At 36.2% G+C, this 24,276-nt stretch carries 22 protein-coding genes; 3 read left to right on the forward strand and 19 right to left on the reverse strand.

The genetic code is table 11. From position 1 onward, the window contains the following. Positions 1-9 precede the first annotated feature (9 nt). From GUB10_RS14190 to GUB10_RS14200, 3 genes are all read right to left on the reverse strand, one after another. Complete coding sequence (locus GUB10_RS14190; RefSeq protein ID WP_227740422.1) at positions 10-2,523, reverse strand: hypothetical protein; 2,514 nt, start codon at positions 2,521-2,523, stop codon at positions 10-12. An 87-nt stretch (positions 2,524-2,610) separates the two neighbouring features. After that, positions 2,611-3,339 carry an ABC transporter ATP-binding protein gene (locus tag GUB10_RS14195; RefSeq protein WP_193712127.1) on the reverse strand — a complete coding sequence of 243 codons (729 nt, stop codon included), beginning with the start codon at positions 3,337-3,339 and terminating at the stop codon, positions 2,611-2,613. 10 nt (positions 3,340-3,349) lie between these two features. Then, entirely contained in the window at positions 3,350-4,831 is a 1,482-nt protein-coding gene (locus GUB10_RS14200) for a DUF5687 family protein (RefSeq protein WP_193712128.1), read from the reverse strand. 194 nt (positions 4,832-5,025) lie between these two features. Between GUB10_RS14200 and GUB10_RS14205 the strand changes: the two genes are divergently transcribed. Further along, a complete protein-coding gene (locus tag GUB10_RS14205) occupies positions 5,026-6,072 on the forward strand; it encodes a ferredoxin--NADP reductase (RefSeq protein ID WP_193712129.1) in 1,047 nt (348 codons plus the stop codon). A gap of 54 nt (positions 6,073-6,126) precedes the next feature. Continuing rightward, positions 6,127-7,095 (forward strand): ABC transporter ATP-binding protein, encoded by a 969-nt coding sequence (locus GUB10_RS14210; RefSeq protein ID WP_193712130.1) that lies wholly within the window; start codon positions 6,127-6,129, stop codon positions 7,093-7,095. A 380-nt stretch (positions 7,096-7,475) separates the two neighbouring features. On the opposite strand, the gene GUB10_RS14215 is transcribed toward GUB10_RS14210, so the two are convergent. From GUB10_RS14215 to pdxA, 13 genes are all read right to left on the reverse strand, one after another. Next, positions 7,476-7,928: a GreA/GreB family elongation factor gene (locus tag GUB10_RS14215; protein ID WP_227740423.1), complete on the reverse strand. Its 453-nt coding sequence runs from the start codon at positions 7,926-7,928 to the stop codon at positions 7,476-7,478. A gap of 162 nt (positions 7,929-8,090) precedes the next feature. After that, on the reverse strand, positions 8,091-8,762 hold the full coding sequence (mtgA, locus tag GUB10_RS14220) for a monofunctional biosynthetic peptidoglycan transglycosylase (protein ID WP_193712131.1): 672 nt from the start codon (positions 8,760-8,762) through the stop codon (positions 8,091-8,093). After that, positions 8,759-9,874, reverse strand: coding sequence for an FAD-binding oxidoreductase (locus tag GUB10_RS14225; protein ID WP_193712132.1), 1,116 nt, complete (start codon positions 9,872-9,874; stop codon positions 8,759-8,761). The genes mtgA and GUB10_RS14225 overlap by 4 nt, the downstream gene beginning before the upstream one ends. Before the next feature lie 342 nt (positions 9,875-10,216). Then, complete coding sequence (locus GUB10_RS14230) at positions 10,217-10,783, reverse strand: hypothetical protein (RefSeq protein WP_193712133.1); 567 nt, start codon at positions 10,781-10,783, stop codon at positions 10,217-10,219. Beyond that, on the reverse strand, positions 10,737-11,867 hold the full coding sequence (locus tag GUB10_RS14235; RefSeq protein ID WP_193712134.1) for a hypothetical protein: 1,131 nt from the start codon (positions 11,865-11,867) through the stop codon (positions 10,737-10,739). Before GUB10_RS14235 ends, GUB10_RS14230 begins: the two co-directional genes overlap by 47 nt. A gap of 718 nt (positions 11,868-12,585) precedes the next feature. Then, positions 12,586-13,158 carry a hypothetical protein gene (locus GUB10_RS14240; protein ID WP_193712135.1) on the reverse strand — a complete coding sequence of 191 codons (573 nt, stop codon included), beginning with the start codon at positions 13,156-13,158 and terminating at the stop codon, positions 12,586-12,588. 5 nt (positions 13,159-13,163) lie between these two features. Then, entirely contained in the window at positions 13,164-14,297 is a 1,134-nt protein-coding gene (locus GUB10_RS14245; protein WP_193712136.1) for a hypothetical protein, read from the reverse strand. Between the two features lie 291 nt (positions 14,298-14,588). Beyond that, positions 14,589-15,935 carry an acetyl-CoA carboxylase biotin carboxylase subunit gene (gene accC, locus GUB10_RS14250; protein WP_193712137.1) on the reverse strand — a complete coding sequence of 449 codons (1,347 nt, stop codon included), beginning with the start codon at positions 15,933-15,935 and terminating at the stop codon, positions 14,589-14,591. Between the two features lie 54 nt (positions 15,936-15,989). Further along, a complete protein-coding gene (accB, locus tag GUB10_RS14255; RefSeq protein ID WP_193712138.1) occupies positions 15,990-16,499 on the reverse strand; it encodes an acetyl-CoA carboxylase biotin carboxyl carrier protein in 510 nt (169 codons plus the stop codon). 21 nt (positions 16,500-16,520) lie between these two features. Next, positions 16,521-17,516, reverse strand: a complete 996-nt coding sequence (locus GUB10_RS14260; RefSeq protein WP_193712139.1) for a beta-ketoacyl-ACP synthase III — start codon at positions 17,514-17,516, stop codon at positions 16,521-16,523. Between the two features lie 176 nt (positions 17,517-17,692). Next, positions 17,693-17,890, reverse strand: a complete 198-nt coding sequence (gene rpmF / locus GUB10_RS14265) for a 50S ribosomal protein L32 (protein ID WP_037318365.1) — start codon at positions 17,888-17,890, stop codon at positions 17,693-17,695. 9 nt (positions 17,891-17,899) lie between these two features. Beyond that, complete coding sequence (locus GUB10_RS14270) at positions 17,900-18,439, reverse strand: DUF177 domain-containing protein (protein WP_193712140.1); 540 nt, start codon at positions 18,437-18,439, stop codon at positions 17,900-17,902. Positions 18,440-18,536: 97 nt separating this feature from the next. Further along, positions 18,537-19,583, reverse strand: a complete 1,047-nt coding sequence (gene pdxA, locus GUB10_RS14275) for a 4-hydroxythreonine-4-phosphate dehydrogenase PdxA (RefSeq protein ID WP_193712141.1) — start codon at positions 19,581-19,583, stop codon at positions 18,537-18,539. 147 nt (positions 19,584-19,730) lie between these two features. Here pdxA and GUB10_RS14280 point away from each other — a divergent pair, with 147 nt between their 5' ends. Beyond that, on the forward strand, positions 19,731-20,318 hold the full coding sequence (locus GUB10_RS14280; protein WP_193712142.1) for a riboflavin synthase: 588 nt from the start codon (positions 19,731-19,733) through the stop codon (positions 20,316-20,318). Here GUB10_RS14280 and GUB10_RS14285 read toward each other — a convergent pair whose 3' ends face one another. The 3 genes from GUB10_RS14285 to bglX all read right to left on the reverse strand — a co-directional run bounded on the left by GUB10_RS14285 (position 20,319) and on the right by bglX (position 24,218). Then, positions 20,319-20,540 carry a PID-CTERM protein-sorting domain-containing protein gene (locus GUB10_RS14285; protein WP_193712143.1) on the reverse strand — a complete coding sequence of 74 codons (222 nt, stop codon included), beginning with the start codon at positions 20,538-20,540 and terminating at the stop codon, positions 20,319-20,321. It abuts the gene before it with no gap. Between the two features lie 625 nt (positions 20,541-21,165). Beyond that, positions 21,166-21,939: a family 16 glycosylhydrolase gene (locus GUB10_RS14290; RefSeq protein ID WP_193712144.1), complete on the reverse strand. Its 774-nt coding sequence runs from the start codon at positions 21,937-21,939 to the stop codon at positions 21,166-21,168. Positions 21,940-21,941: 2 nt separating this feature from the next. Further along, positions 21,942-24,218 (reverse strand): beta-glucosidase BglX, encoded by a 2,277-nt coding sequence (bglX, locus tag GUB10_RS14295; RefSeq protein ID WP_193712145.1) that lies wholly within the window; start codon positions 24,216-24,218, stop codon positions 21,942-21,944. Positions 24,219-24,276 lie beyond the last annotated feature (58 nt).

Raw genomic sequence — 24,276 nt, forward strand, 5'->3', positions numbered from 1 at the left:
GAAAAAATGCTAGTTGATTGGTTTTGAATATTCTTCCAAATTCTTCTGAATTTGGACAACTCTATAATTCTCGGTTGAAATTTTAACTGGTTCTTTTTCCACCAGATAGTCTTCATTTATTTGAAGTAATTCGGCAAAGCCTTTGGCTCTTTCCAAATCTTTAAGACCGTGAACCATTACAAAAACCTCTTCTTGGCTATAAACATCTACAGAAACCGAAAGATGGTTATAATTAACATCGGAAATGGCTGTTTTTATTTTTTCTTCTAAAGCTATGGCAGCTTCTTTTTCTGCGAGTTTATACCTATAAAGTAGTTTATAATTTTGCTGAAGGCTATCTGCATTAAACTCCAGGCCGCTTAATTTTGGAATTGTTTTATTTAGAATTTCCTGGGCCTTTTTTCCTTCTGCGCTTTGCGGGTAGGTTAGTGCCACGTGATTTAATGCGCTTTTATAGGCATCTAGACCTAAAAGCCTGCCACTGGCCTGGGCTTTTAAAAGTTCTAATTTGGATACAATTACGTCTCCGGAAAATTCTGAGATATATCTATTCGATTCAGAAATAACCTTATCAAAATTCTGTGCTTTAAAATCGCGATACAACTGTGCATAAATCGCTTCAGGAACATTTTTATCTTCCTGAATGCTTTCAGGATTCAAAATATAGGCCGCGTAACGCGAATCGGGATAATCAGTTACAATTTCAGCCCTCATTTTATCAGCCCTTAACGCCTGACCTGTGTTTTGGTAAATCTGGTATAAATTATACATCGCAGGCAAAATAAAACGCTCTTCTGAAGACATTTCTAAAACCGCCTCGAGTCTATCCTGTGCCATCTGGTATTCCCCGAAGTTTTCTTTATAAATCACCCCCAGCTGATAATAGGCAAAATCGCGATCACGAGTTAAAGTGTCCAAAACTGCCGAATCTGTAGGAATTTGATTAATATAGGTATAGGGATCTAATCTTGGATCGTTATCCAAAACCTGTTGCGACAGTCCTGTTTCTTCTGCTACAGCATCTTCATTTTCAAAGCTCACTTCTGCCCAACGCCAATTGTCGGCCAGTGGCCTCTCACCCCATTGATTCAGAAAATCCTGCCTACCCTGTTGTACTCGAGTTTCGTTATAAAAATAAAATGTACGCGAAGAATTGGGCTGTTGTCCTGAAGCTATGTTTGGCAAAGCTACTGGTAAAATACTTGCAGTCTCATCGGCCTCTAAACGGGTACGCAAATTGGAGGTGTAGTCTTTAAAATAGTCTAACTGCGCCGCAGATGTCATTTGGGTTAAACGCAATATACTATCGTTTTTATAAGCTATCCCCTCATATTTTATAACATCTTCTAAATTATCCCTTTTTTTCTTTATAGTTCTAAACTCCCTAAGTTTGGGATTCATCTCTGCCAGGGTACTATCAAAATATTTACTTGCCAATACATACTTGCTGTTGTCGAAATTTATATTTGCCAGTATCTCGTAATTAATAGACCGCAGGTAAATATCGCTGGCGGGTGCCCTCAGGGATTTTTTATAATATTCTACGGATGTTTCGGTAGAGTCCAGGCGATTATAATATTCGCCAATTTGAAAATAAATTTTATCTAAATACGGCCTGTTTTCTCGGTCTTCCTCCAGGTCTCGAAGCATTTCCCTTAATTCATAATTATTTCCCTGCCCCAATTGAAAATTTCGTGCTTTTTGCACATAGGCATTAATCATATACACCCTGGGGGATTTTCTGTTTAGGTCTATAACCGCATCAAAGGCAGCATTGGCTTTGGCAGGCTCACCCATACGATTATAAAGTTGGCCGAGAATATAAAAATAGCGGCCCTTTTCTTCGTTTTTATCGGTAAACTCTGCGGCGTTACTTAATGGAACTATCGCACTATCTAAATGCTTAAGGTTGATATACGCCTGGGCCATAGTGGCACTGGCATCGGCAATATCCTGATCTTCCAGGTATTCCAAATCCAAGACTTTTTTTAGATTATTAATAGCCAGTCTATTATTTTCCAGACGCATATGGGTCTTTTCCCGCCAAACCCGGGCGTGAATAATATTGTTACTGGCAGGGTAACGCCTTAAGATATAGTTGAAAGCTTCCAGCGCAGGAATAAAACGCTGATCGAAATACCTAGCTTTCCCCAATAACAGATAAGCTTCATCGATTTGGGGATTTCTCTCTTTCCCTTCAATAAGCATGGCGTGGCGCTGAATAGCTTTTACAGCCTTTTCTTCAGCATAACCAAAATTCTGATTTCGAACACTGTCTGGTAAAACAATATTTTCGTCAATTTGCATACGTTCTATGGGCAGTATATCCCAATAGTTATCGGCATAGTTTTGGTTAAGCTCTTCTTTCCCCTGTTGCAGGCCAATATTACCATTGTAAAGGGTATTATACTCTGTAGTAACCGCGTGCCAATTTCGGTTTAAAAAGGTGTTCTTTTTTCGGGAACAGCCCGCAATACTCCCTAGAAAGAGTATAAACAAAATAAGTTTGGTAATTATTTTCAAAATCAACCGGTTCTGGATGGCTTTATAACTAAAAATCAGAAAGTTTAGTGTGCAAAAATACGCTTCTTTTTATAAATGCAAACCTAATTAAGATAGTTCTTCAGCCTGAGTTACTTCTACCTCACCAGAAAAATAGCGTTCTAACTCACTTAAAGTAGCTTCAGAAGTTTTAATATCTTTTACCACTTCACCTTTATCCAAAACTACTATTCGTTCACAAACCTCGGTTACATGAATAAGGTCATGGCTAGAGATTAACACTGTAACCTCCCTATTTTCCATAAGTTCTTTAATAATTTTTTTTAAGCGAATTTGGGTGGTAGGATCTAAATTAGCAAAAGGTTCATCTAAAATAACCACTTTAGGGTTTCCTATTAAAGCAGCTACAATCCCTACTTTTTTCTGATTTCCCTTAGAGAGATCGCGTAAATATTTTTTTCGGCCTAAAATCTCACCGTGAAAAAAATCTTCAAAATTCGTTAAAAACGAATCGATATCAGCTTTATTGGCTCCTCTTAATTCACCCACGAAATAAAAATATTCTTCGGGGGTTAAATAGCCTATCAAAAAACTTTCATCTATAAAGGAAGCAGTAAAAGGTTTCCAGTCTTCGCTTTGACTAACGGTGATCTCATGGTTAAAAATATTTCCGGCAGTAGGCTGGATTAAATCAAGCAGTAAGCTGAAAAAGGTAGTTTTTCCGGCTCCATTATTTCCAACCAGACCAAAACTTTCCCCTTCAGGAATATCTAAATGTTCTATGTTCAAAACTTTTGTTCCGCCGTAAACTTTACTAAGATTCGTAGCTGTTATCATATTTATAATTTTATTCACCGGTTTGTTTAAAACCATTAATCATTGCATATTTTCTTTTTTGATAAACCCCGGCAATGTATTTCATTAAACTAGCTCGCAACAGCAGCCCTAACAGTCCCAAACCAGAAAGAGCAATTAAGCCTGCTTCAAAATTTATAAAAAAGTTTAGAAGCCAGAAAATTAAAACAGGCAAAAACATTAAAGGAATACCAACAATCCATTGAGCGGCTCCTGTACCCTGATAGTTCATAAACGGACTCTTATCAAGATCTATCCTTTTTTTATTAAAAGAACCGGAATAAAGTAGAATAGGGACATTCACACCAATATTATATAAAGCTGCAACCATATTTATCAATAAAATATCCCACCCAAAATAAATATATGGAGTGCTTAAAATAGCCAGTACAATCACACTACAACTAATTAGCATTGCTTTGGAGGACAGGTAATCTTTAAGCGGAATATTTTGCGCCATAATCATGGGGTAATAAGAGGCATCCCAGGAAGGCACAAATTGACCAAAATTAATCATAAAAATTCCGGTCATAAAAACACCTACAAATACATACATAGCCGGGTGCCCGTACATATCGCCTGGATAAATAAACAAGCCGTAACCCAATAAAAGCAACGACATATAAATTGTGGTCTTAGGTCTTTTATTTCTCCAAATAAGTTTTAAATCTAATTGAAGAAAAGGTGCAAGAACTCCAAATTTTTTAGTCCATTCAAAATTCTTTGTATCGGCATCTTTTTGTTTTTCTTTTAAACCTGCATCAAGGTAAAACTTGCTTTCAAGGTTTAATTGGTTCCATTTATATAGAATAATTAGCAGAACTATAGGCAAAACAGCAAGATAAGGATTCAAAACAAGGAAATTCATCATTTTACCAAACCAAAAACTAATCTCGAAAACTTTAAAATATTCCAATGTTCCAAGAATCACAACAGCTAAGATTGCGGGAATTAAGGCCTTTAAATTATCAGTAAACTTCTTTTTAATAAGAAAATTTAAAAAATTCACACATTGCGTGGTAGCAATCATGGCTATCATCCATCCTATAATATTCCAGGTACCATAATCGCCTTTGTTAATACAAAAAATCCCGAATGGTATAATTATAAATAGGGACAGAAAGTTAAAAAAAGAATACATAGACTTAAGCAGCACAAAGTTCACTGCTTTTCTTCTGGAAATAGGTAAATTTAAAAGCGGTTTTATATCTAACACCGGCAATGTTTGAATCATAAACCTAAAACCAAGCTCGAACACCAGCCAGAGTAAAACAAACCGATTTACCATTTGTAAAGGGTCCTGATTAGGAAAGGTTTCCTGTAATAATGGGTAGAGACCAATCCCTAAGGCCAAGAATACCATCGAAAAATATAAGGCAAGAAAAATTAAGAAGATTTTTAACCCAATATTCTTCCCAAGACTGGCAGAACGAAAAAAAGACTTCCACTCTAACCACAAAAATCGTTGAAACATAATTTTTAAGAATTTCCCCACTAAACGGGATTAAATAAGCATTGGCCTAAATTAAATTTAAAGGTATCTCCAGACCAAAATATAGCTCATATTCATATTTTACCTATCGCCTACTTTACAAGTATAGAAATTTAGGCATTTGTTACACTCTTTAATTTCACATACTTTGTATTTTTGCAAAAAATATTTTTTTGATGAGTAAATTTTTTCCTTTAGAGATAAAAGAAGTAATTAGGGAAACCCCACAAGCAGTAAGCTTGTCTTTTAATATTCCGGAGAACTTAAATGAGGAATTTAAGTTTGATGCAGGCCAGTATATTACCATAAAAACAAAAGTAGGTGATGAAGAGATAAGACGTGCTTATTCCCTTTGTTCGCCCCCCAATTCGGGAGAGTTTAAAGTAACGGTAAAAGAGGTAGAAGGTGGGAAATTCTCAGTAATTGCCAATAACAAACTCAATGCAGGAGACATTCTGGAAGTTCATCCGCCAGAAGGAAAATTTATTTTAAAACCTACCGGTGAAGCAAAAACTTATGCAGCCTTTGCTGCCGGAAGCGGGATAACACCGGTGCTTTCTATTATAAAAACCGTTTTGAGCGAAGAGCCCAAAAGTAGGTTTGTGCTTACTTACGGAAATAAATCTCCGGAAGAAACCATTTTTTTTAAAGAGTTGCTTGAATTGCAAGCTAAATTTGCCGACAGGCTTTTTATAGAGTTTGTTTACAGCCGAACAAGAGAGGATAATTCCCATTTTGGACGTATAGAAACCAGCACGGTAAACTTTGTCGTAAAGAACAAATTTAAAGATCAGGCTTTTGATGCTTTTTACCTTTGTGGTCCCGAGGAAATGATAAACCAGGTAAGTGAAGTTTTAAAACAAAACGGAATTACCGAAGACAAAATTCTTTACGAACTATTTACCACTGAAGAAACAGGCGCCATAGAAACCAATGTTGAAGGTAAAACCGAACTTACGGTTATGGTAGATGACGAGGAAACCACCTTTTCTATGGATACCAAAGACACGGTACTGGATGCTGCTTTAGAGCAGGATTTAGACGTGCCTTATTCCTGCCAGGGTGGTATTTGCAGCAGTTGTATTGCCAGAATCACCGAAGGAAAGGCCGAAATGCGAAAAAACCAAATTCTAACCGATGAAGAGGTAGAAGAAGGTTTAATCTTAACCTGCCAGGCACAACCTCTTACGCCAAAGCTTAAGGTAGATTACGACGATGTCTAGTATGCCAGGCAAGAAGGTCTTACTAAGCACTCTTGTAAAGAATACATAAATTTTATGCTGAAACTCAAAAATGTCTCTTTTGCCTATGCTGAAGAACCGGTTTTAAAAAACATAAGTTTTAAGCTTGAAAAAGGAGAAAACCTTTCGGTAATTGGAGAAAGCGGCTGTGGTAAAAGTACGCTGCTTAAACTTATTTACGGCCTGCTTCATACCGATGGTGAGATTTTTTGGGAAGAAAAAGAATTATTGGGACCCAATTTTAATCTGGTGCCCGGAGAGGCTTTTATAAAATATTTAGCCCAGGATTTCGATCTTATGCTTCCTTTAAGTGTAGCCGATAATATTGGAAAATACCTTAGCAACCAATATCCCCACAAAAAGAAGCAGCGTATAAAAGAATTATTGGAAGTGGTTGAAATGACCGAGCTGGCCAATAAAAAAGCGAAATTTTTAAGCGGCGGACAACAACAGAGGGTTGCCCTGGCCCGGGCACTGGCAAAGCAACCCGAACTGCTTTTACTGGACGAGCCCTTTAGCCATATAGACCATTTTAGAAAAAATAATTTAAGGCGAAGACTTTTTGCTTACCTAAAGGACCACAATATCGCCTGTATAGTGGCCACCCACGATAGTACCGATGCACTTTCTTTTGCCGATAAGACCATTGTACTTAAAAATGCCAAAATCTATGCTGAAAATTCCCCGCAGAATTTATATGAAAACCCACCAAATAAATATGTGGCATCCCTTTTTGGAGATGTAAACGAACTTATGCTAAAGGATTTGGCTAAAGATGAAAGCAGCCGAAAAAAAGTGATTCTTTACCCGGAAGAAATAAAACTTTCCAAAACTTCCGGAATAGAAGCAACAGTAAAAAAATCCTGGTTTAAAGGTGAAAACTGGTTAATTGAAGCCGAACTAAACGGAAAAACTATCTATTTTAATCATTCACAGGAATTAAAAGAAGGCAAAAGGATAAAGCTTAAAATTTCAGAAAAATTAATCGAGTCTAGATTGAAGTAAGTTTCGCCACGAATAACCGAATAATTCTAGTCGATAGACTGCAGTCATTAGCCGTTAGATAGAAAATTATGGCCCAAAAAACCAGGCCTATTATCAGGGATAAACACCATTTCTTCAAGGAGAGGTGTCCGCAGATCGGAGGGGTTTGATCTTGTTTCTTGTTTTTTCCTTCTTTACTATCATCATTACGAGCGCCCGAAGGAGCGCGGTAATCTACTGAATGAGAGTTTCTATTTGTGCAGATTGCTTTAGTCGTAACTTCTTAGCAATCACACATTGTTTTTTGTGTCGTCACCCCCACCTTTATTTATTACCTCCCTTTAAAAGTAGAAGAGGTATTTTATAGAATATTCGTGTAATCGTGGCTAAGCATTTTTAATTTAAAACACTTCAAGGATTTTAGCTGATTTTCCGTTGAAAGTAATTTCTTCTCCAACTTTTTTATGTAGCAATAATTGCGCGATGGGAGAATTAGCACCTATAGCAAAATATGCTTCGCCCTCTACAATAATACGATCTGCCGGAATCGCTATAAAATAATTAGCCATATTGGTCTTTACCGCAGCCCCCAATTGAGCGGAGCCATTGTTAGTTCTACTTTTAGAAAGATTAAGCGTATTTCTAAGATTTTTAAATTGCTGTAATTGTCCCGATAATTTATTCCACTCCAGGTTTATCATTTCCCGCCCGGTTTCATATTTATCGCCCGCACTGCTTTTGGTTTCGTTCTCCAGGTCGGTTTCAAGTCCGGCCATAGCAACTTCAATACGCTTTATACGTTCTTCCACATAAGCCTCGCAAGCTTTATATAATTTCTCTTTTATTAAATTCATGAGTTTTTTAGCTAAAAGCTATACATAGTTTTAACAATGGTCATCTCCAGTTTATTTCAGAGCCTGCTCCGAATCTTTTCGGGAATCTAGGTGTTTAATAATCCAAACATATTAGAATCTGAAACAAGTTCAAATTGATGGTAAATGACATTATTTTATAATTTACTCCAAATGAAATCTTCCATAATTCTGCATTTGCCGCACAATCCAGTTTTTCCTCTCATTTATATAACTACTCGCAGGGTTTGCCTTATATTCCCTGGGATTAGGCAAAATAGCGGCAATTGCAGCGGCTTCGTAAATAGAAAGGTTCGCAGCCGATTTATTAAACCAATGCTTGGCTGCAGCTTCAGCCCCGTAAACTCCTTTCCCCATCTCAATACTATTCAGGTACACCTCTAAAATTCGTTCTTTGCTCCAGAAAGTTTCGATTAAAAACGTAAAATAAACCTCCAGGCCTTTTCTAAACCAATTTCTTCCCGGCCATAAAAACACATTCTTTGCAGTTTGCTGGGAAATTGTGCTGGCGCCACGCACCCGCTTTCCTTTCTGGTTATCTTCTATGGCCTTTTCTATAGCTTCAAAATCGAAACCATTATGTTTTACAAAATTTTGATCTTCACCGGCAATTACGCCTAACTGTAAGTGTTGGGAAATATCTTCCCGGGACACCCAGGTATGCCGAATTTCTTCTTCGGGATTCTCAAAATACCGAATAGCCATTAAAGGGGTAAAGGGCACCGGTAACCATTTATATAGCAAGACCATAAAAATGGAAAACAGGAGTAAAACACTTATCAGTTTTAGGATAAATTTGAAAAGTTTCTTCATCATATTATCAATTCTGAAAGTTCCTTTCCTACTAAACTGCCAATGGCAACGCCCATACCGCCTAATCGCACTCCGCAATAAACGTTTTCTGAAATCTGTTTTACTATGGGTTTTTTCTGTTTTCCAACGCCCATAATTCCGCTCCAGCGATGTTCAATTTCAAAAGAAGTTTCGGGCAAAATAGTATTTTTAAGTAATTCCTCAAGTTTCTGCTGAATAAGTTTTGTTTGCGCCATTTCGGTGGTTCCTTCCGTCTTAAAGTCCAGGTTCCTACCACCGCCAAAAAGAATGCAATCGTCAATATTCCTGAAATAATAATAGCCTTTATCTAAATGAAATGTGCCTTTGATTTCCAGATTTTTAATCGGTTTGGTAATCAACACCTGGGCACGTGCCGGTTTTACCTGCGCAATCCCCAATTTCTCTGAAAAACCATTAGTAGCTATCAATAATTTCCTTGCTAAAAATTCTAATTTATCGGTTTTAATCTTTACCGAATTTTTGGCCTCCGTGAATTCTTCAACGTTAACATTATTCAGGATTTTGATGCCGGCCTTTTGCACTTTCTGAAGCAGAGTTTCCATCATTTTCCCGGTATTTAACTGCCCTTCAAACTGATTAAAAATGAGTTTTTTCTGAATATTCTTAAAACCGAAGTTATCTTTTTGAATACTAAACACAGCCTCTCCAAACAGCGGTTCCAGCATTTTATTGAGCTCAGGTAGCTTTGCTTTACATTCTTCAAAAAGTGGCCGATCTTCTTTGGTAAAAAGTTCGTAGCCCCCATATTCCTTATAGCCTATGTTTTTATCTCCCAAATTCTTCCGAAGCAAATTCAAGCCCTTTAACCGCTTTTGAATAAGTTGTAATACTTCTTCCTCAGAATGATAGTTTAGATCATCCAGGATCTCAGAAACACTCCCAAAACAAGCAAAACCGGCATTTTTTGTACTTGCTCCATTTGGTAAGGTGCCACGTTCTAAAACCAGGATTTTAGATTTTGGAAAACGTGTTTTTAAGTTTAAAGCACAATTTAGACCCGTAATCCCGCTGCCGATAATGCAAAAATCAATATTTGAAAACCAGGTTTTGGTTTCCCAGTAAGAAAGGTTCATGGAATTGGTTAATTTTCAATGAAAATACGAAATAAAAAATGAGACTGCATAAAACTCTACTCGCTCTAGTTTAATCTTTTTTTGAATTTTCACCACATTTAGATTTTCAAGTTATTAGACCCTGAAATAAATTCAGGGTAACGAAAGAAAAGTGCTTAAATAAAAAAGACCTCACAGATTTAAAAAATCTGTGAGGTCTTATGTTTAAATATTCCAGATGTTAGATTCTGAAACAAGTTCAGAATGACGGTGAAACTTAATCTTCTTCGAGTGGTTTCATTTTAAAATCAAAATTAAATCATCATATAACAGATAAATTATTAGAAGTTTCTCACCGAATAATTATTCATCCAGTACATACCAATCGTAGAAAGTGTAGATTATTTCCCAGACATCGTTTCTTTTTTGAAGTATGAAAATTGGTGATTCGTATAAACTTTCTTTTTTTAAAATAGCAATATCTTTACCTACAAATATGGGTCGGCTAATACGAAAAACCCCTTTGGAAATTGCTTTTTTACTATCAAATTTCTTGGAGAGAAAGATGTTATCGTTTAAATATTTTGAAGAAAGTCTACAAGGTTGGAGACTGTATATAGCAGAGTTGATTTTTCTTAATTCGTCTTCCCCGAGAATTTCTTTCAAATGGTTGTTTGAAATTGAAGTTGGAATTCCAACACGACTAAAAATCTCCTGATAACTTTCAAAATAGCTTGCCCAACCTTTATGGAATAAAGTTGTATCATAAATTTCTGTTTCTCCAGTATTAAAGATTGTATTAATTATTTCATAAGTTCTAACGTCGCAATTCTTCTGAGCTCTCATCTTTAATGAAAAAATAAGAAAAAGAAAAACCATAAATTTAAGGACAAGGGGTGCTTTTAGCATCGGTTTTATTAAATCTTTCATTTCTTATAATATTTTGAATTTCATTTTGATTATTGAGTTGCGAGTACGATGTTGATGTTTCTAAACCGCCCCAACTTAAATTTACATAATAATCCTTGGAAAAACGATGATTATCATATACTGACAAAGAATTTGAAAACACTTCTACATATTGCCCCATAAACTCGTGTTGAGTTAAATTAAAAGCACGATTTTGATTTTTAAAGCGTTGATAGATAAGGTTAAGATCAGTTACCATATCAGAGGTCCTATTCTCTTGGAGAGTATAATTGATCCAAGCATGGGTTGTTTCATGAATTATTGTCTTCGCTATTGAAAGTTTAGTTGCATCCGCTAGAAGATCAGTATCTAAATTAATTTTCCATCCATCCAAGTAGGGGGTAGTTTGCGCATTAATTTGATTTCCATTAGAATCAAGACCTAATTGACTACTTTCAAAATAAAGACTATTAGAGCTTGAATTTTTGAACAATTCTAATATATACTGAGAGATATGTGAAAGGTCTCCAGATAGTGTTATATCCTTCTTAAGAAGTTCTTCAATAATTCCTACGACACAAGGATTATTCAGCTTTTCTGTATCAATCTTATCCTCTTCAGTACTATCATTATTTGTACTCGAAACAGTACCAGTACCACCTCCACCGCCGCCTGTGTAATAAGAGTCGGTATTATTACCCCCACCACCTAATGGAGGAAACATATGGGTTATGTAAAAATAAGGAGTTTGCCTTGAGGCCGGTGCAGTTACCACGACTTCGCCCTGGGACAAATGGAAGCCACAACTAGTATCAGTTTCACATTTCGTATCTGATTTATTTGAATTATTGTTATCAAAAACTGTATGAGTTAACGTACCTTGCTTCACTCGATAACCTATTATAAAATTACCATCTAAATCGGTTACCATAACTTCCCCGGTAAAATTTTTAGTTTCTTCATCTTCAGTTCCGTGCATTATAAAGGCGACTACTTCTATTTCATTTTGTACTTCCATTAGTAAAAGCTTACTATAGGTATGCTCATATTTAGTAATAGCAGGAACTACAGCAATCAATTGGTCGGTATTCACCAAAGGTTCCATTTTTAAATGAGTCATATTCATACTGGTAATAAAAGGCGATTTTTTTGTGCTTTTTTTGAATTTAAGAAATCTAAAACATCCCCTTTATTTGGTGTTTTATAATAAAAATCCGAGTCTCCATCTATAATTTCTTTTTCAACAACTATAGTATCTTTTTCGCAGCCAATCAAAATTATGCAAATACTGAATAATAAGTAAATTTTTTTTATTTAATAAAATTTAAGTTAATTTTTGATAACTTAAAGCTTTAAATTTGAAACTTAACAAATAATCCCTACTAAATACTTACTTTCTATGAAAAATTTTTAGAAGCAGGACATTAGCCGGTTATATATAATTAATGAAAACAAAAATTCAATCTTAATTTTAATACCAAGTGCTTGCAGAAAGAGCTTCTTTTTTAAATTGACAGTTATAAAAAAACTTCATAGCTTTTAAAACCTGTAATGTATCATTCGAAAATATTATACCCTGAAATAAATTCAGGGTAATAAAAAAAAGACCTCACAGGTTTATAAAATCTGTGAGGTCTTATGTTTAATTATTCTAGATTTTAGATTCTGAAACAAGTTCAGAATGACGCTGAAACTTAATCTTCTTCGAGTGGTTTCATTTCAAAATCTTCCATAAACTTAGTGGTGTAATTCCCATCAACATAGTCTGGGTGATCCATAAGTTGTCTATGAAATAAAATGAATCATTTTAAAATTCATTAAAACTAATTATTACTGCTAGTTTTAATTATTTCTACAGTGTTATCGCCGTAAATTTTCAACTTAATACCTCCGTGTATATTAAATGACTCATTGGGGTTAAAATCTTTATCATCAATAACTTTTTCTCCTTTAGAATTATATGCAATCACATGTTCTGTTTTACCTAAAGACTTATTAACTTTTTTTTCCAGTTTTCTTTTCGACCTTTTAGAAAATTTAATCTCATTAATTAACCTAAACTCATTTGTATATAAAAGAACAATTTTATCATCAATGTAGGTGAAAAACAATGGATAGTTAGCTTCAGTCTTTAGAGGAATATACTGGTCTTTGATTGAAAAAATGTGTGATAACTCTTTTTGATTTGCTTGGCTATTATAATAGTCTAATGTAACTTTAATGTAACCAAAATCATTAAAATTGGTGTATTCCTGCTTTTTATTATCAATAAAATTAATTATTTCATTTTCTAATACGTTGTTACTTAAATTAATTTCTTGAATTTTTAAATTCTGAGCATAAGAGTGACTCAATTGTATGAAAAATAAAAATATTAATATCTTAAAATATCTCATAAAAATTAATTTATATTATTACAAATAGTGTTTAAGTTACCCGTATGAACATTAAAAACTTGATTACTTGAACCATTAAATTGACCAACAGCATTACAACCTATTATATAATGATTAATATTAGGATAGTAACTTGCAAAATTTTGATCATCATTAATTGTGTTGTTAGTTATTCCATTTGTCCCGTCATTAATACAAGGTGTATGACTATGCATCGTGGCAATAATTGGAATAAAATACCTATCGGAAGAATTTAGCTGCCCGGAATAAGTTCTTGACGGCCTTCCTTGGGATGCTGGATATTGATAGTAAGTGGTTCCATTATAGTTATAAATACCACTAATACCTCCACCTCTTGTACCTAATTGTTGAGTAATTAATATTGCACCATCTAAAGTTAAAACAGCAGCATATTCATCACCATCCCGTTGACTAAGTTCCCAAACTCTACTTATACCAGTACATTTATCATCATATTCCTCAAGAGGTTTATCTCCTTCATCAAATATCATCTCATTCAAATTAAAGCTGAAAGCACCTGTAGAAACAGTTCCAGCACCACCGCCAGGGGAATAATAAGTGTTCTCTCCGCCACCGCCATCATTATTAGGATAAATGTGGGTTATAGAAACATAGGGTATGGGTGCGGTTACTACCACGTCGCCCTGGGACATATGGAAGCCACAACTATCATCAGTTTCACATTTCGAACTTAATTTATTTGAATTATTGTTATCAAAAACTGTATGAGTTAACATACCTTGCTTCACTCGATAACCTATTATAAAATTACCATCTAAATCGGCCACCATAATTTCCCCGGTAAAATTTGTAGTTTTATCCTCTTCAGTTCCGTGCATGATAAAAGCTACTGCTTCTATTTCATTTTGAACTTCCATTAGTAAAAGTCTACTAAAGGTATGCTCATATTTGGTAGTAGCTGGAACAACAGTAATCAATTGGTCGGTATTTACCAAAGGTTCTATTTTTAAACCAGCTATGTTTATACTGGTAACAAAAGACGATTTTTTCTTATGTTTTTCTGAGTTTAAATAGTTTAAAACATCTTCTTTTTTCGCGGTTTTATAATACGATACAGAGTTTTCATCTATTAATTTCATTTTCAGTAACCATGGCATCTTTTTCGCAGCCAATCAAAATTATACAAATGGATAGTATCAAGTAGTTTTTTTATTTATAATGAGGTTTTAGTTAATTTTATACTAAAATATATAAAAAACGTATTATTCCGGGTTTTATTATTAATTTTTTTAAAATTAATTCAATTATTTAACTAATTCAGAATGAAACCTTAAAGTTTGTAACTACAAAAAAGACCTCACAGGTTTAGAAAACCTGTGAGGTCTTATGCTTAAATATTCCAGATGTTAGATTCTGAAACAAGTTCAGAATGACGCTGAAACTTACTCTTATTCGAGTGGTTTCATTTCAAAATCTTCCATAAACTTAGTGGTGTAATTCCCATCAATATAATCGGGATGGTCCATAAGTTGTCTATGGAACGGGATTGTGGTTTTAATACCTTCTATTACGAATTCATCTAATGCGCGTTTCATTTTATTGATCGCCTCTTCCCTGGTTTGGGCGGTAGTGATCAATTTCGCGATCATAGAATCGTAGTTTGGCGGAATAATATACCCACTATAAACGTGCGTATCTATTCTTACCCCATGACCACCGGGTGCGTGAAGATTTGTGATCTTTCCCGGCGAAGGCCTAAAGCCGTTATAAGGATCTTCGGCATTAATTCGGCATTCTATAGAGTGTAATTTTGGGAAATAATCTTTACCCGAAATTGGAACTCCCGCTGCAACCAGGATTTGTTCCCTAATAAGATCGTAATCTATTACCTGTTCGGTAATTGGGTGCTCTACCTGTATACGGGTGTTCATTTCCATAAAGTAGAAATTACGGTGTTTATCTACCAAAAACTCTACAGTACCTGCACCTTCGTATTTAATGTATTCTGCGGCCCTTACGGCTGCCTCTCCCATTTTTTCCCGAAGGCTATCGGTCATAAAAGGAGAAGGTGTTTCTTCGGTTAATTTCTGGTGACGGCGTTGTACCGAGCAGTCCCTTTCAGAAAGGTGACATGCTTTCCCCCTACTGTCTCCAACTACCTGAATTTCTATATGGCGAGGCTCTTCAATGAGCTTTTCCATATACATATCATTATTATCAAAAGCTGCAGCCGATTCCTGTCTTGCAGAATCCCATGCAGCTTGCAGGTCTTCTTCCTTCCATACGGCACGCATACCTTTACCACCACCACCTGCAGTAGCTTTTAGCATAACCGGATAACCAATTTCCTTGGCTATTTTTTTACATTCCTCAAAATCTTTAATAATCCCTTCCGATCCCGGTACACAGGGAACCCCGGCAGCTTTCATAGTAGCTTTAGCCGTTGCTTTATCCCCCATTTTTCCAATCATTTCGGCAGAAGCACCTATAAATTTAATATCGTGCTCTTCACAAATTTTTGAAAATTTTGCGTTTTCAGAAAGAAAACCATAACCGGGGTGAATAGCATCGGCATTGGTAATTTCTGCCGCAGCTATGATGTTTGAGATTTTAAGATAAGATAAATTACTGGGAGGAGGCCCTATACATACGGCCTCATCGGCAAACCTTACGTGAAGGCTTTCAGCATCTGCGGTAGAATAAACCGCCACTGTGCTAATTCCCATTTCTTTACAGGTACGAATTACGCGTAAAGCGATCTCGCCCCTGTTTGCAATCAATATTTTTTTAAACATACCTATTGTTTTTTTGGCCCAGGACAAAACGCCTTAAGCTAAATGGGCAGTAATTTATGATGGATCTACTAAGAATAAAGGCTGATCGAATTCTACCGGTGAAGCATCGTCTACCAATACCTTTACTATTTTTCCTGAAACTTCGCTCTCTATCTCATTAAAAAGTTTCATAGCTTCAATCACACAAAGCACATCTCCTTCTTTAACCGAATCTCCAACTTCTACAAAGGTTGGTTTATCTGGAGAAGGTTTACGATAGAAAGTTCCAATAATTGGAGATTTTACCGTAATATATTTTGAATCGTCTTCTGCAGCCGATTTACTCTCTTTTTGTTGTGGTGCACTTTCTTCCTGAGATGGTGCCGGTGCATGTGGTTGCTGCGGTTGTACTTGCGCAGGCATTTGTGGCATTTGGCCACCCATTGGCACTTGTTGAACAATAGTTTCTTTTTCGTCTGAGCCTGTTCTAATCGTAATTTTCACATCGCCCGTCTCCAGTTTTACCTCACTGGCACCAGACTTGGCTACAAACTTTATTAAATTCTGAATTTCTTTTAAATCCATAATGTTAGGGTGTTGGTTTTTTTAAGAATTATATGCCCATTTTAAGTAGATTGCTCCCCAGGTGAAGCCGCCTCCAAATGAAGCAAAAACTAAATTATCTCCTTTTTTGAATTGCTTTTCGTAATCTCCAAGCAATAAAGGCAAAGTAGCCGATGTAGTATTTCCATAGCGCTCAATGTTCATAAGCACTTTATTATCTTCAAGGCCCATACGCTGAGCCGTAGCTCCTACAATTCGTTTATTTGCCTGGTGTGCAATAAGCCAATCTACATCATCATTGGTTAACTGATTGCGCTCCATAATTTGTTCGCTAACGCCTGCCATATTAGACACTGCAAACTTAAATACAGTTTTGCCATCCTGCCTTACATAATGTAATTTTTTAGCTACTGTTTCCTCGGTTGGAGGCATTAGTGAACCTCCGGCTTCTATTTTTAGAGATTCTCTTCCAATAGAATCGCTTCTTAGAATTTCGTCCTGTAACCCAAGGCCTTCTTCATTAGGCTCCATAAGTACTGCACCTGCGCCATCGCCAAAGATAATACAGGTAGTTCTATCGGTATAATCGATTATAGAAGACATTTTATCGGCCCCAATCACTAGTACTTTTTTATACCGGCCAGATTCAATATAGGCCGAAGCCGTAGACATGGCATATAAAAATCCGGAACAAGCGGCCTGAAGATCATATCCAAACGCATTGGTAGCACCAATTTGCGTAGCGATATGAACCGCTGTAGCGGCTACAGGTAAATCTGGAGTTGCAGAAGCCAAAAGCACCAAATCTATCTCTTTCGGATCGAGATTTGATTTCTCTATCAAATTTTTGGCTGCTTCTATTCCTAAAAATGAAGTTCCTTTATTAGGGTCTTTTAAAATTCGGCGTTCTTTAATACCGGTTCGGCTGAAGATCCATTCATCGTTGGTCTCCACCATCTCTTCCAACATTTTGTTGGTTAACACATCCTCGGGTACATAGGTACCCACAGCGGTAATGGCTGCTGTGATTTTATTCATAGATTTCACTTTAATACCCATTCTACGCCTATAGAGACGTAAAAAGCCTAAAGAAAAGTACTAATTTTTCTTTAACTGGGCGTGCAAATTAAGGTCTTTTTAGCACTTATTCAACTTGAAACAAAAAACTCTCACGTGGGTGAGAGTTTTTATAAAAGTTAAAGCTCTATGTTCAATTAAGCTTCTATTTCTTCAGTATTATCAATTAGGACCTGGCCTCGGTAATATAATTTACCTTCATGCCAGTGTGCTCTATGGTACAAATGAGCCTCTCCTGTTGTAGGATCTGTAGCTATTTTTGGTACCGAAGCTTTATAATGTGTCCTTCTTTTATCTCTTCTTGTTTTAGAGATTTTTCTCTTTGGATGTGCCATGGCTTGCTGTTATTTATCGTTTAATAAGTTTTTTAATTTATCCCAGCGAGGATCTATTTCATCCTCATCATTTTTATTCTCGTTATTACTAATACTTAATTCTTCAAGTTTATCCAGTACGTCTGAATCTAAGGTGCCATCTTCTACCCCGGGATGAACCCTTTTTAAAGGTACAGAAAGCACAATAAGCTCATAAATATATTGCTGAACATTTATTTCATATTCACCGTGGGGCAAAATTAATAAATCTTCATTTTCGTCATTATATTCTTCACCAAATTTTACAACCAAATACAAACTACCCTCAATAGGCTGATTATATGGCTCATTAGTGATATCACAATTTACGTTAACCGCACCGGAAGCTTTAAAAGTAAGCTCCATCATTGTTGTTTTTTTCTCCAACAACAAATCAATTTTCACATTGGCACTGTTAAGATCGTCGTACTCAAAATGCTCAAAGAACTTATTATCAATATCGTACTCAAACTGGTGTTTTCCCAGCTTTAAACCTACAAAAGGGATTGTATACGCTGCTAAATTCCTCATCTCATCATCAGTTTCATGCCATGGACCGCTTTGGCTTAGGCGGGTGCAAATATATAAAAATTAATAAATTAGAGCCTTGTTATAAACAATTTTTTGTTTATAACTTTCTACCCTGTTTCTTTAGGGGATTTTTAGTAAGCTCCTTATATTCTTCACGGCATTTATAGATTTCTATTGCACGAAAAACAGCTTCTTTAAACGAATTAATATTTGCCGAGTTAGTACCCGCAATCTCAAAAGCGGTACCGTGATCTGGTGAGGTTCTCACTTTGCTCAATCCCGCAGTAAAATTAACTCCATTACCAAAAGACAAAGTTTTAAACGGAATTAACCCCTGGTCGTGGTAAGAGGCCACCACAGCATCAAAATTCACGTAATTTTTAGAACCAAAAAAGCTATCGGCCGAAAATGGACCAAAAACCAAATCTCCTTTATCCCGCAATTTCTGAAGCGTAGGTTTTAAAACTTCTTCATCTTCTTTCCCAATAACCCCATTATCGCCACTATGCGGATTAATACCTAAAACTGCTATTTTAGGTTTCTGAACCCTAAAATCCTGCTTCAAAGTGTCCTGGATAATTTTCAATTTCTTTTCAATTAATTGGGGTGTAATGGTATTCGCAATATCCTTTAGGGCCACATGATCTGTAAGTAAACCTATTTTCAATGTATCGGTAATCATAAACATGAGGCTTTCGCCCTCCAGTTCTTTTGCCAAATAATCTGTATGGCCTGGAAAATTAAACTCGGCAGACTGGATGCTATGTTTATTGATGGGAGCGGTCACCAACACATCTATTTGGTCTTCTTTAAGCGCGCTTGTTGCAGCCTGTAAAGATTTAAACGCATAGCTTCCTACTTTTGGATCTTCCTCTCCAAAATTTATATTCACACCTTCTTTCCAAACATTTACCACATTAATCTTTCCATCTATCGCTTTAGAGGCATCGTCTATTCCCTGAAAATGTAAAGAAAGCTTGAACTGTTTCTTTAAAAAAGTAAGCACTTTGGTTGAAGCAAAAATAATAGGCGTACAAAAATCCAGCATTCGGGAGTCGTCAAAGGTTTTGAGCACTATTTCACTGCCAATTCCATTTAAATCTCCTATACTTATTCCTAATTTCACCTTTTCTGCTTGCTTCATCTGCTTAAAATTATCGGGATTCGCTATTTAGTGAAACACTAACAATATTGTTTCAGATTTAAATCTGAATTTGTTGGTCGGTATTTCATTAAACTTCTCCTGTTTATTTCTATTTTTACATCACAAATGTAAGAATAATCCAAAGATATGTTTACCGGAATTATTGAAGAAGTAGGAGAAGTAAGTCGCGTTCAGAACGAAGGTGGAAATATGCATATAAGTATAAAAGCAACGATGACACCCGAATTAAAAATAGACCAAAGTGTAGCCCATAATGGTGTTTGTCTTACCGTAGTTTCTATTGCTGAAAATGAATATACCGTAACCGCGGTGGCTGAAACCCTGGCAAAAACCAATTTAAAGCATTTACAGGAAAATGCACCGGTAAACCTGGAAAGAGGAATGAAACTCGGCGCCAGGCTTGACGGTCATATTGTGCAAGGACACGTAGATCAAACCGCAGTTTGTAAAAAAGTAACCGAAAAAGATGGTAGCTGGGAGTTTACTTTTGAATATGACCCGGCCCTACAAAATATTACCATAGAAAAAGGTTCTATTACTGTTAATGGCGTGAGCCTTACTGTAGTGAATTCAAAAAGGAATGAATTTAGCGTGGCTATAATTCCCTATACCTATAAACATACCACCTTTAAGTTTCTAAAAGAGGGGGATCTTGTAAATCTGGAATTTGATGTGATAGGGAAATATGTAAAGCGTATCCAGGAATTAAAATAATTATTTTTTTTTCCTAAGATGATGAATCCCCAAGCCCAAACCGGCAGCTAGTAAAGCCGAAATCCCAAAATCTATAGGGAGACCGGGAGGAGGAGGTACGCTATCACCAGACACTCCTTCCATTTGAGGTGGCGGCAATTTATGGCTTTGCGCCTGTCCTGCTATATCTAAAGATAAAAGCAGCGCAATTATTGCACATAATATTTTTATCCTGCTCCTCATAATTTGCACCTAAATTACTGTCATAATATTAGTCACTAAAAACTCTGTATTCTATATATTAACGAGAAAGTAGGTACGTTAGTTTTGTGTAGAGGGGGCAACACCTTATAAAAATAATAAAAATTAGTTTAACTTTAACAAAACCTACTAAGTATTGTAAGGTTTTTAGCGCTTATTTACCTGGTAATAATTATTTCTTTTTTTACTGACAAAACACTTTTTTTTAATGGTTTAAGCCATTATTCGCATCATTTGATTATTACTATAATCTATAAATACTACTAATAGACGCCTTGAAATCAAACTCAATAAACCATACTCATTCATCTAATGTTTTTTCATAAAACATAATCAAAAAATTGTCGGACAATCTTAAAACATTTTTTTGTTCCCCAATAATTAGTTTTATACATAAAAAGTGCATTTATAAGGCGAAGGTATTGAAAATACCAAAACTATCCACCCAAAATAATCCAGGATTTCACTCCAAATTATACATTTAAAAACAAAAATAACCTCGCAGAAAACCTACGAGGTTTTGAGCTTTTAAGATTGATTAAGCCTACAAATATTTAATTTAGATTATCGACTAAACCTCAATCTACAAGAGAGAGGCAAACAATAGTTATTTACTGTCTTGGTATTTATAAACCTTTACATAATCTATTAAAAATTGTTTTGGAAAAATAGAATCATCAACTTCAGGTCCTCCAAAATTTCCGCCTACAGCAAGATTCAATAATAAATAAAACGGATGCCTGTAAGGGTAAGTTTTTTCATTTTTTTCTGAAGGAGAGAAGACATAGGTCTTTTTATCGTCTATATAAAAAGTAATCGCATCTTTGGTCCAGTTCATTTTAAAAACATGAAAATCTGAAGTAACATTTTCTATGGGCGTGGTTTTAATATTTTCAGTATTTCCATGACTTGCCGGTGTATGCAGCGCGTTATGAATAGTATCGGGCTGCCTGCCCACAAACTCCATGATATCAATCTCGCCAGAGGCGGGCCAACCCACCTCATTTATATTAGCACCCAACATCCAAATTGCCGGCCAAAGACCGTGCCCATCGGGTAATTTTGCACGAACCTCAACGGTTCCGTATTGAAACTCGAACTTATCTTTAGTATTTACTTTTCCGCTATAATAGGCATCTCCAATTTTATTGGCAGTAATCACTAAATTTCCATCTTTTACAGCTACATAATCTTTGCTGTAAATTTGGCGCTCATTATTTCCCCAGCCACAAAGATCGGGGCAACCATCACCGGTTTCATAGCTCCAATTCTCCATATTTAGGGAATTACCATCAAAATTTTCTTCCCAAATTAGCTCCTGTGCCGTAAGAGGGAAACCTATTAAAAGAAATAGTCCGAAAATTGAAATTCTATTCTTCATACTTATTTTTTTAAACTGAATTTTACTTTTTGCAGATCACGAGAGTTTCCACCTACCATAACTTCAAACTCACCGGCCTCTGCCTCCCATTTTTTATTGGCTGAATAGAACTGAAGCATCTCTTCATTGATCTGAAAAGTAACTGTTTTAGATTCTCCGGGAGCCAATTTTACCATTTTAAAACCTTTAAGTTCCTTCACGGGACGGGTGGTACTGGCTACCAAATCTCTTATATACAACTGGGCAATTTCTTTCCCTTCCCTTTCACCGGTGTTTTTTAAACTAAAACTAACTTCAATAGAGTTTCCAGGAGTTAATTCTTCTTCAGATATAGATAAATTTCCGTATTCAAAAGACGTATAACTGAGTCCGAAGCCAAAAGGATAAAGTGCATCTTTCTTTTCATCGGTATAACCAGAATACGTTACGTGGGTAGGATTAAAAGGACGCCCTGTATTTTTTTGATTATAATATAAGGGTTCCTGGCCTACAGCCCTTGGAAAAGAAACCGGTAGTTTTCCTGAAGGATTGTAATCTCCCAGTAAAACATCGGCAATCGCATTACCGCTTTCTGAACCTAATTGCCAGGCCTCAACTATAGCCGGAATATTTTCTGAAGCATAGGTGATCTCCAGTGGTCTTCCGTTAATAAGCACCAAAACAATATTCTTGTTCACCTTTTGAATTTCTTTAAGCAATTCTTTCTGAACTCCAACCAGACCAATATCTACCTGACTTCTACCCTCGCCGGTTTGGAAGGCATCTTCTCCCAGAGCCATAATTACCAAATCGGCTTCCGAAGCTTTGGTTATGGCCTCCTGAAAGCCCGATGTATCTGTTCTATTAATTTCTAAAGGCATTAGAAAACTTCTTTCTCCCATACCAAGGTCGGCACCTTTAGCATAACTAATCGCTACTTCTTTACTCACATTATTTTGTAAACCTTCCAATAAAGACACGGCCGAATTAGACTTTCCCTGTGCTCTCCAGTTTCCTATTGGCGTATCTTTATCGTTGGCCAGGGGGCCAATTACCGCAATTTTTTTAACAGAATCCTGAATGGGAAGTAAACCTTTTTCATTTTTTAATAGCACAATAGATTTTTTAGCTACATCGCGAGCTACAGCTTTATGCTCTTCAAAAGATATTTGGTCTAAAAGCTCCGGATTGGCATATAAATAAGGGTCTTCAAAAAGGCCCAGCTTAAACTTTACCCTAAGTACTCTTTTTACGGCATCATTTATATATTCTTCGCTTACTTTCCCTTCTTCTACAAGACTTACCAGGCCAATTTCGTAGGCACCGCCTTCCATGTCCATATCGCTACCTGCATTTAAAGCTAATTGGGCCGCGTGTTTTTTATCTCTAGCCAGGCCATGAGCTATCATTTCTGGAATAGAACCCCAGTCTGAAACTACAAATCCGTTCCAATTCCAATCTCTTTTCAAGATATCCCTTTGTAAAGTTTTATGTGCAGTCGCCGGTGTACCGTCTATATCGTTAAACGAATTCATAAAAGTAGCAACACCTGCTTTGGCTGCTGCCTTAAAGGGAGGAAGAATGGTATTGTGCAATTCATTTTCACCAATATGCACGGTATTATAGTCCCTCCCGGCTTCACCAAAACCATAACCGGCAAAATGCTTGGCGGTAGCCGCTATAGTATGCGGGTTGGCAAGATCGTTACTCTGGTAGCCTTGTACTTTAGCAACCGCTACTTTAGAAGTTAGGTAAGGATCTTCGCCAGATCCTTCCATTATTCTTCCCCAACGCGCATCGCGTGAAACATCTATCATGGGCGAGAAGGTCCAGTTAATTCCATTGGCCGCAGATTCCAGGGCTGCAATTTGAGCTGTTTTCTCCATTGCTTCAAGGTCCCAGCTAGAGGTTTCTGCCAGTGGTACGGGGAAAATAGTGGAATACCCGTGTATTACATCATACCCAAACATTAAAGGAATTTTTAGCCGGGAATTTTCCATCACCAGCTTTTGTGCTTTGCGAGTAGCTTCTACCGATAACACGTTAAGCATAGCACCTACTTTTCCGTTTTTTAGGTTTTCCTCTTTTTGTTTATTATTCATTTCTGAAGCAGGGCCGGTAAGGTCCCAACTTCCGTTGTATTGAACTAGCTGCCCAACTTTTTCTTCAAGGGTCATTAAAGCTAAAACCGAATCTACTTTAGCTTCTACGTTTTTAACCGAACTTGGTATGGTTGTATCCTGGCCTTTTGCTATAAAAAAGCAGCACAGGAAAAAACCTAATAAACATCGTTTTTTCATTTTTTGCGAATAAAAAACTGCCTGAACTATGTGCGTGATAATATTATTTGTGGCCTAC

It is taken from the genome of Salegentibacter sp. BLCTC (assembly GCF_015143665.1).
Classification (GTDB): domain Bacteria; phylum Bacteroidota; class Bacteroidia; order Flavobacteriales; family Flavobacteriaceae; genus Salegentibacter; species Salegentibacter maritimus.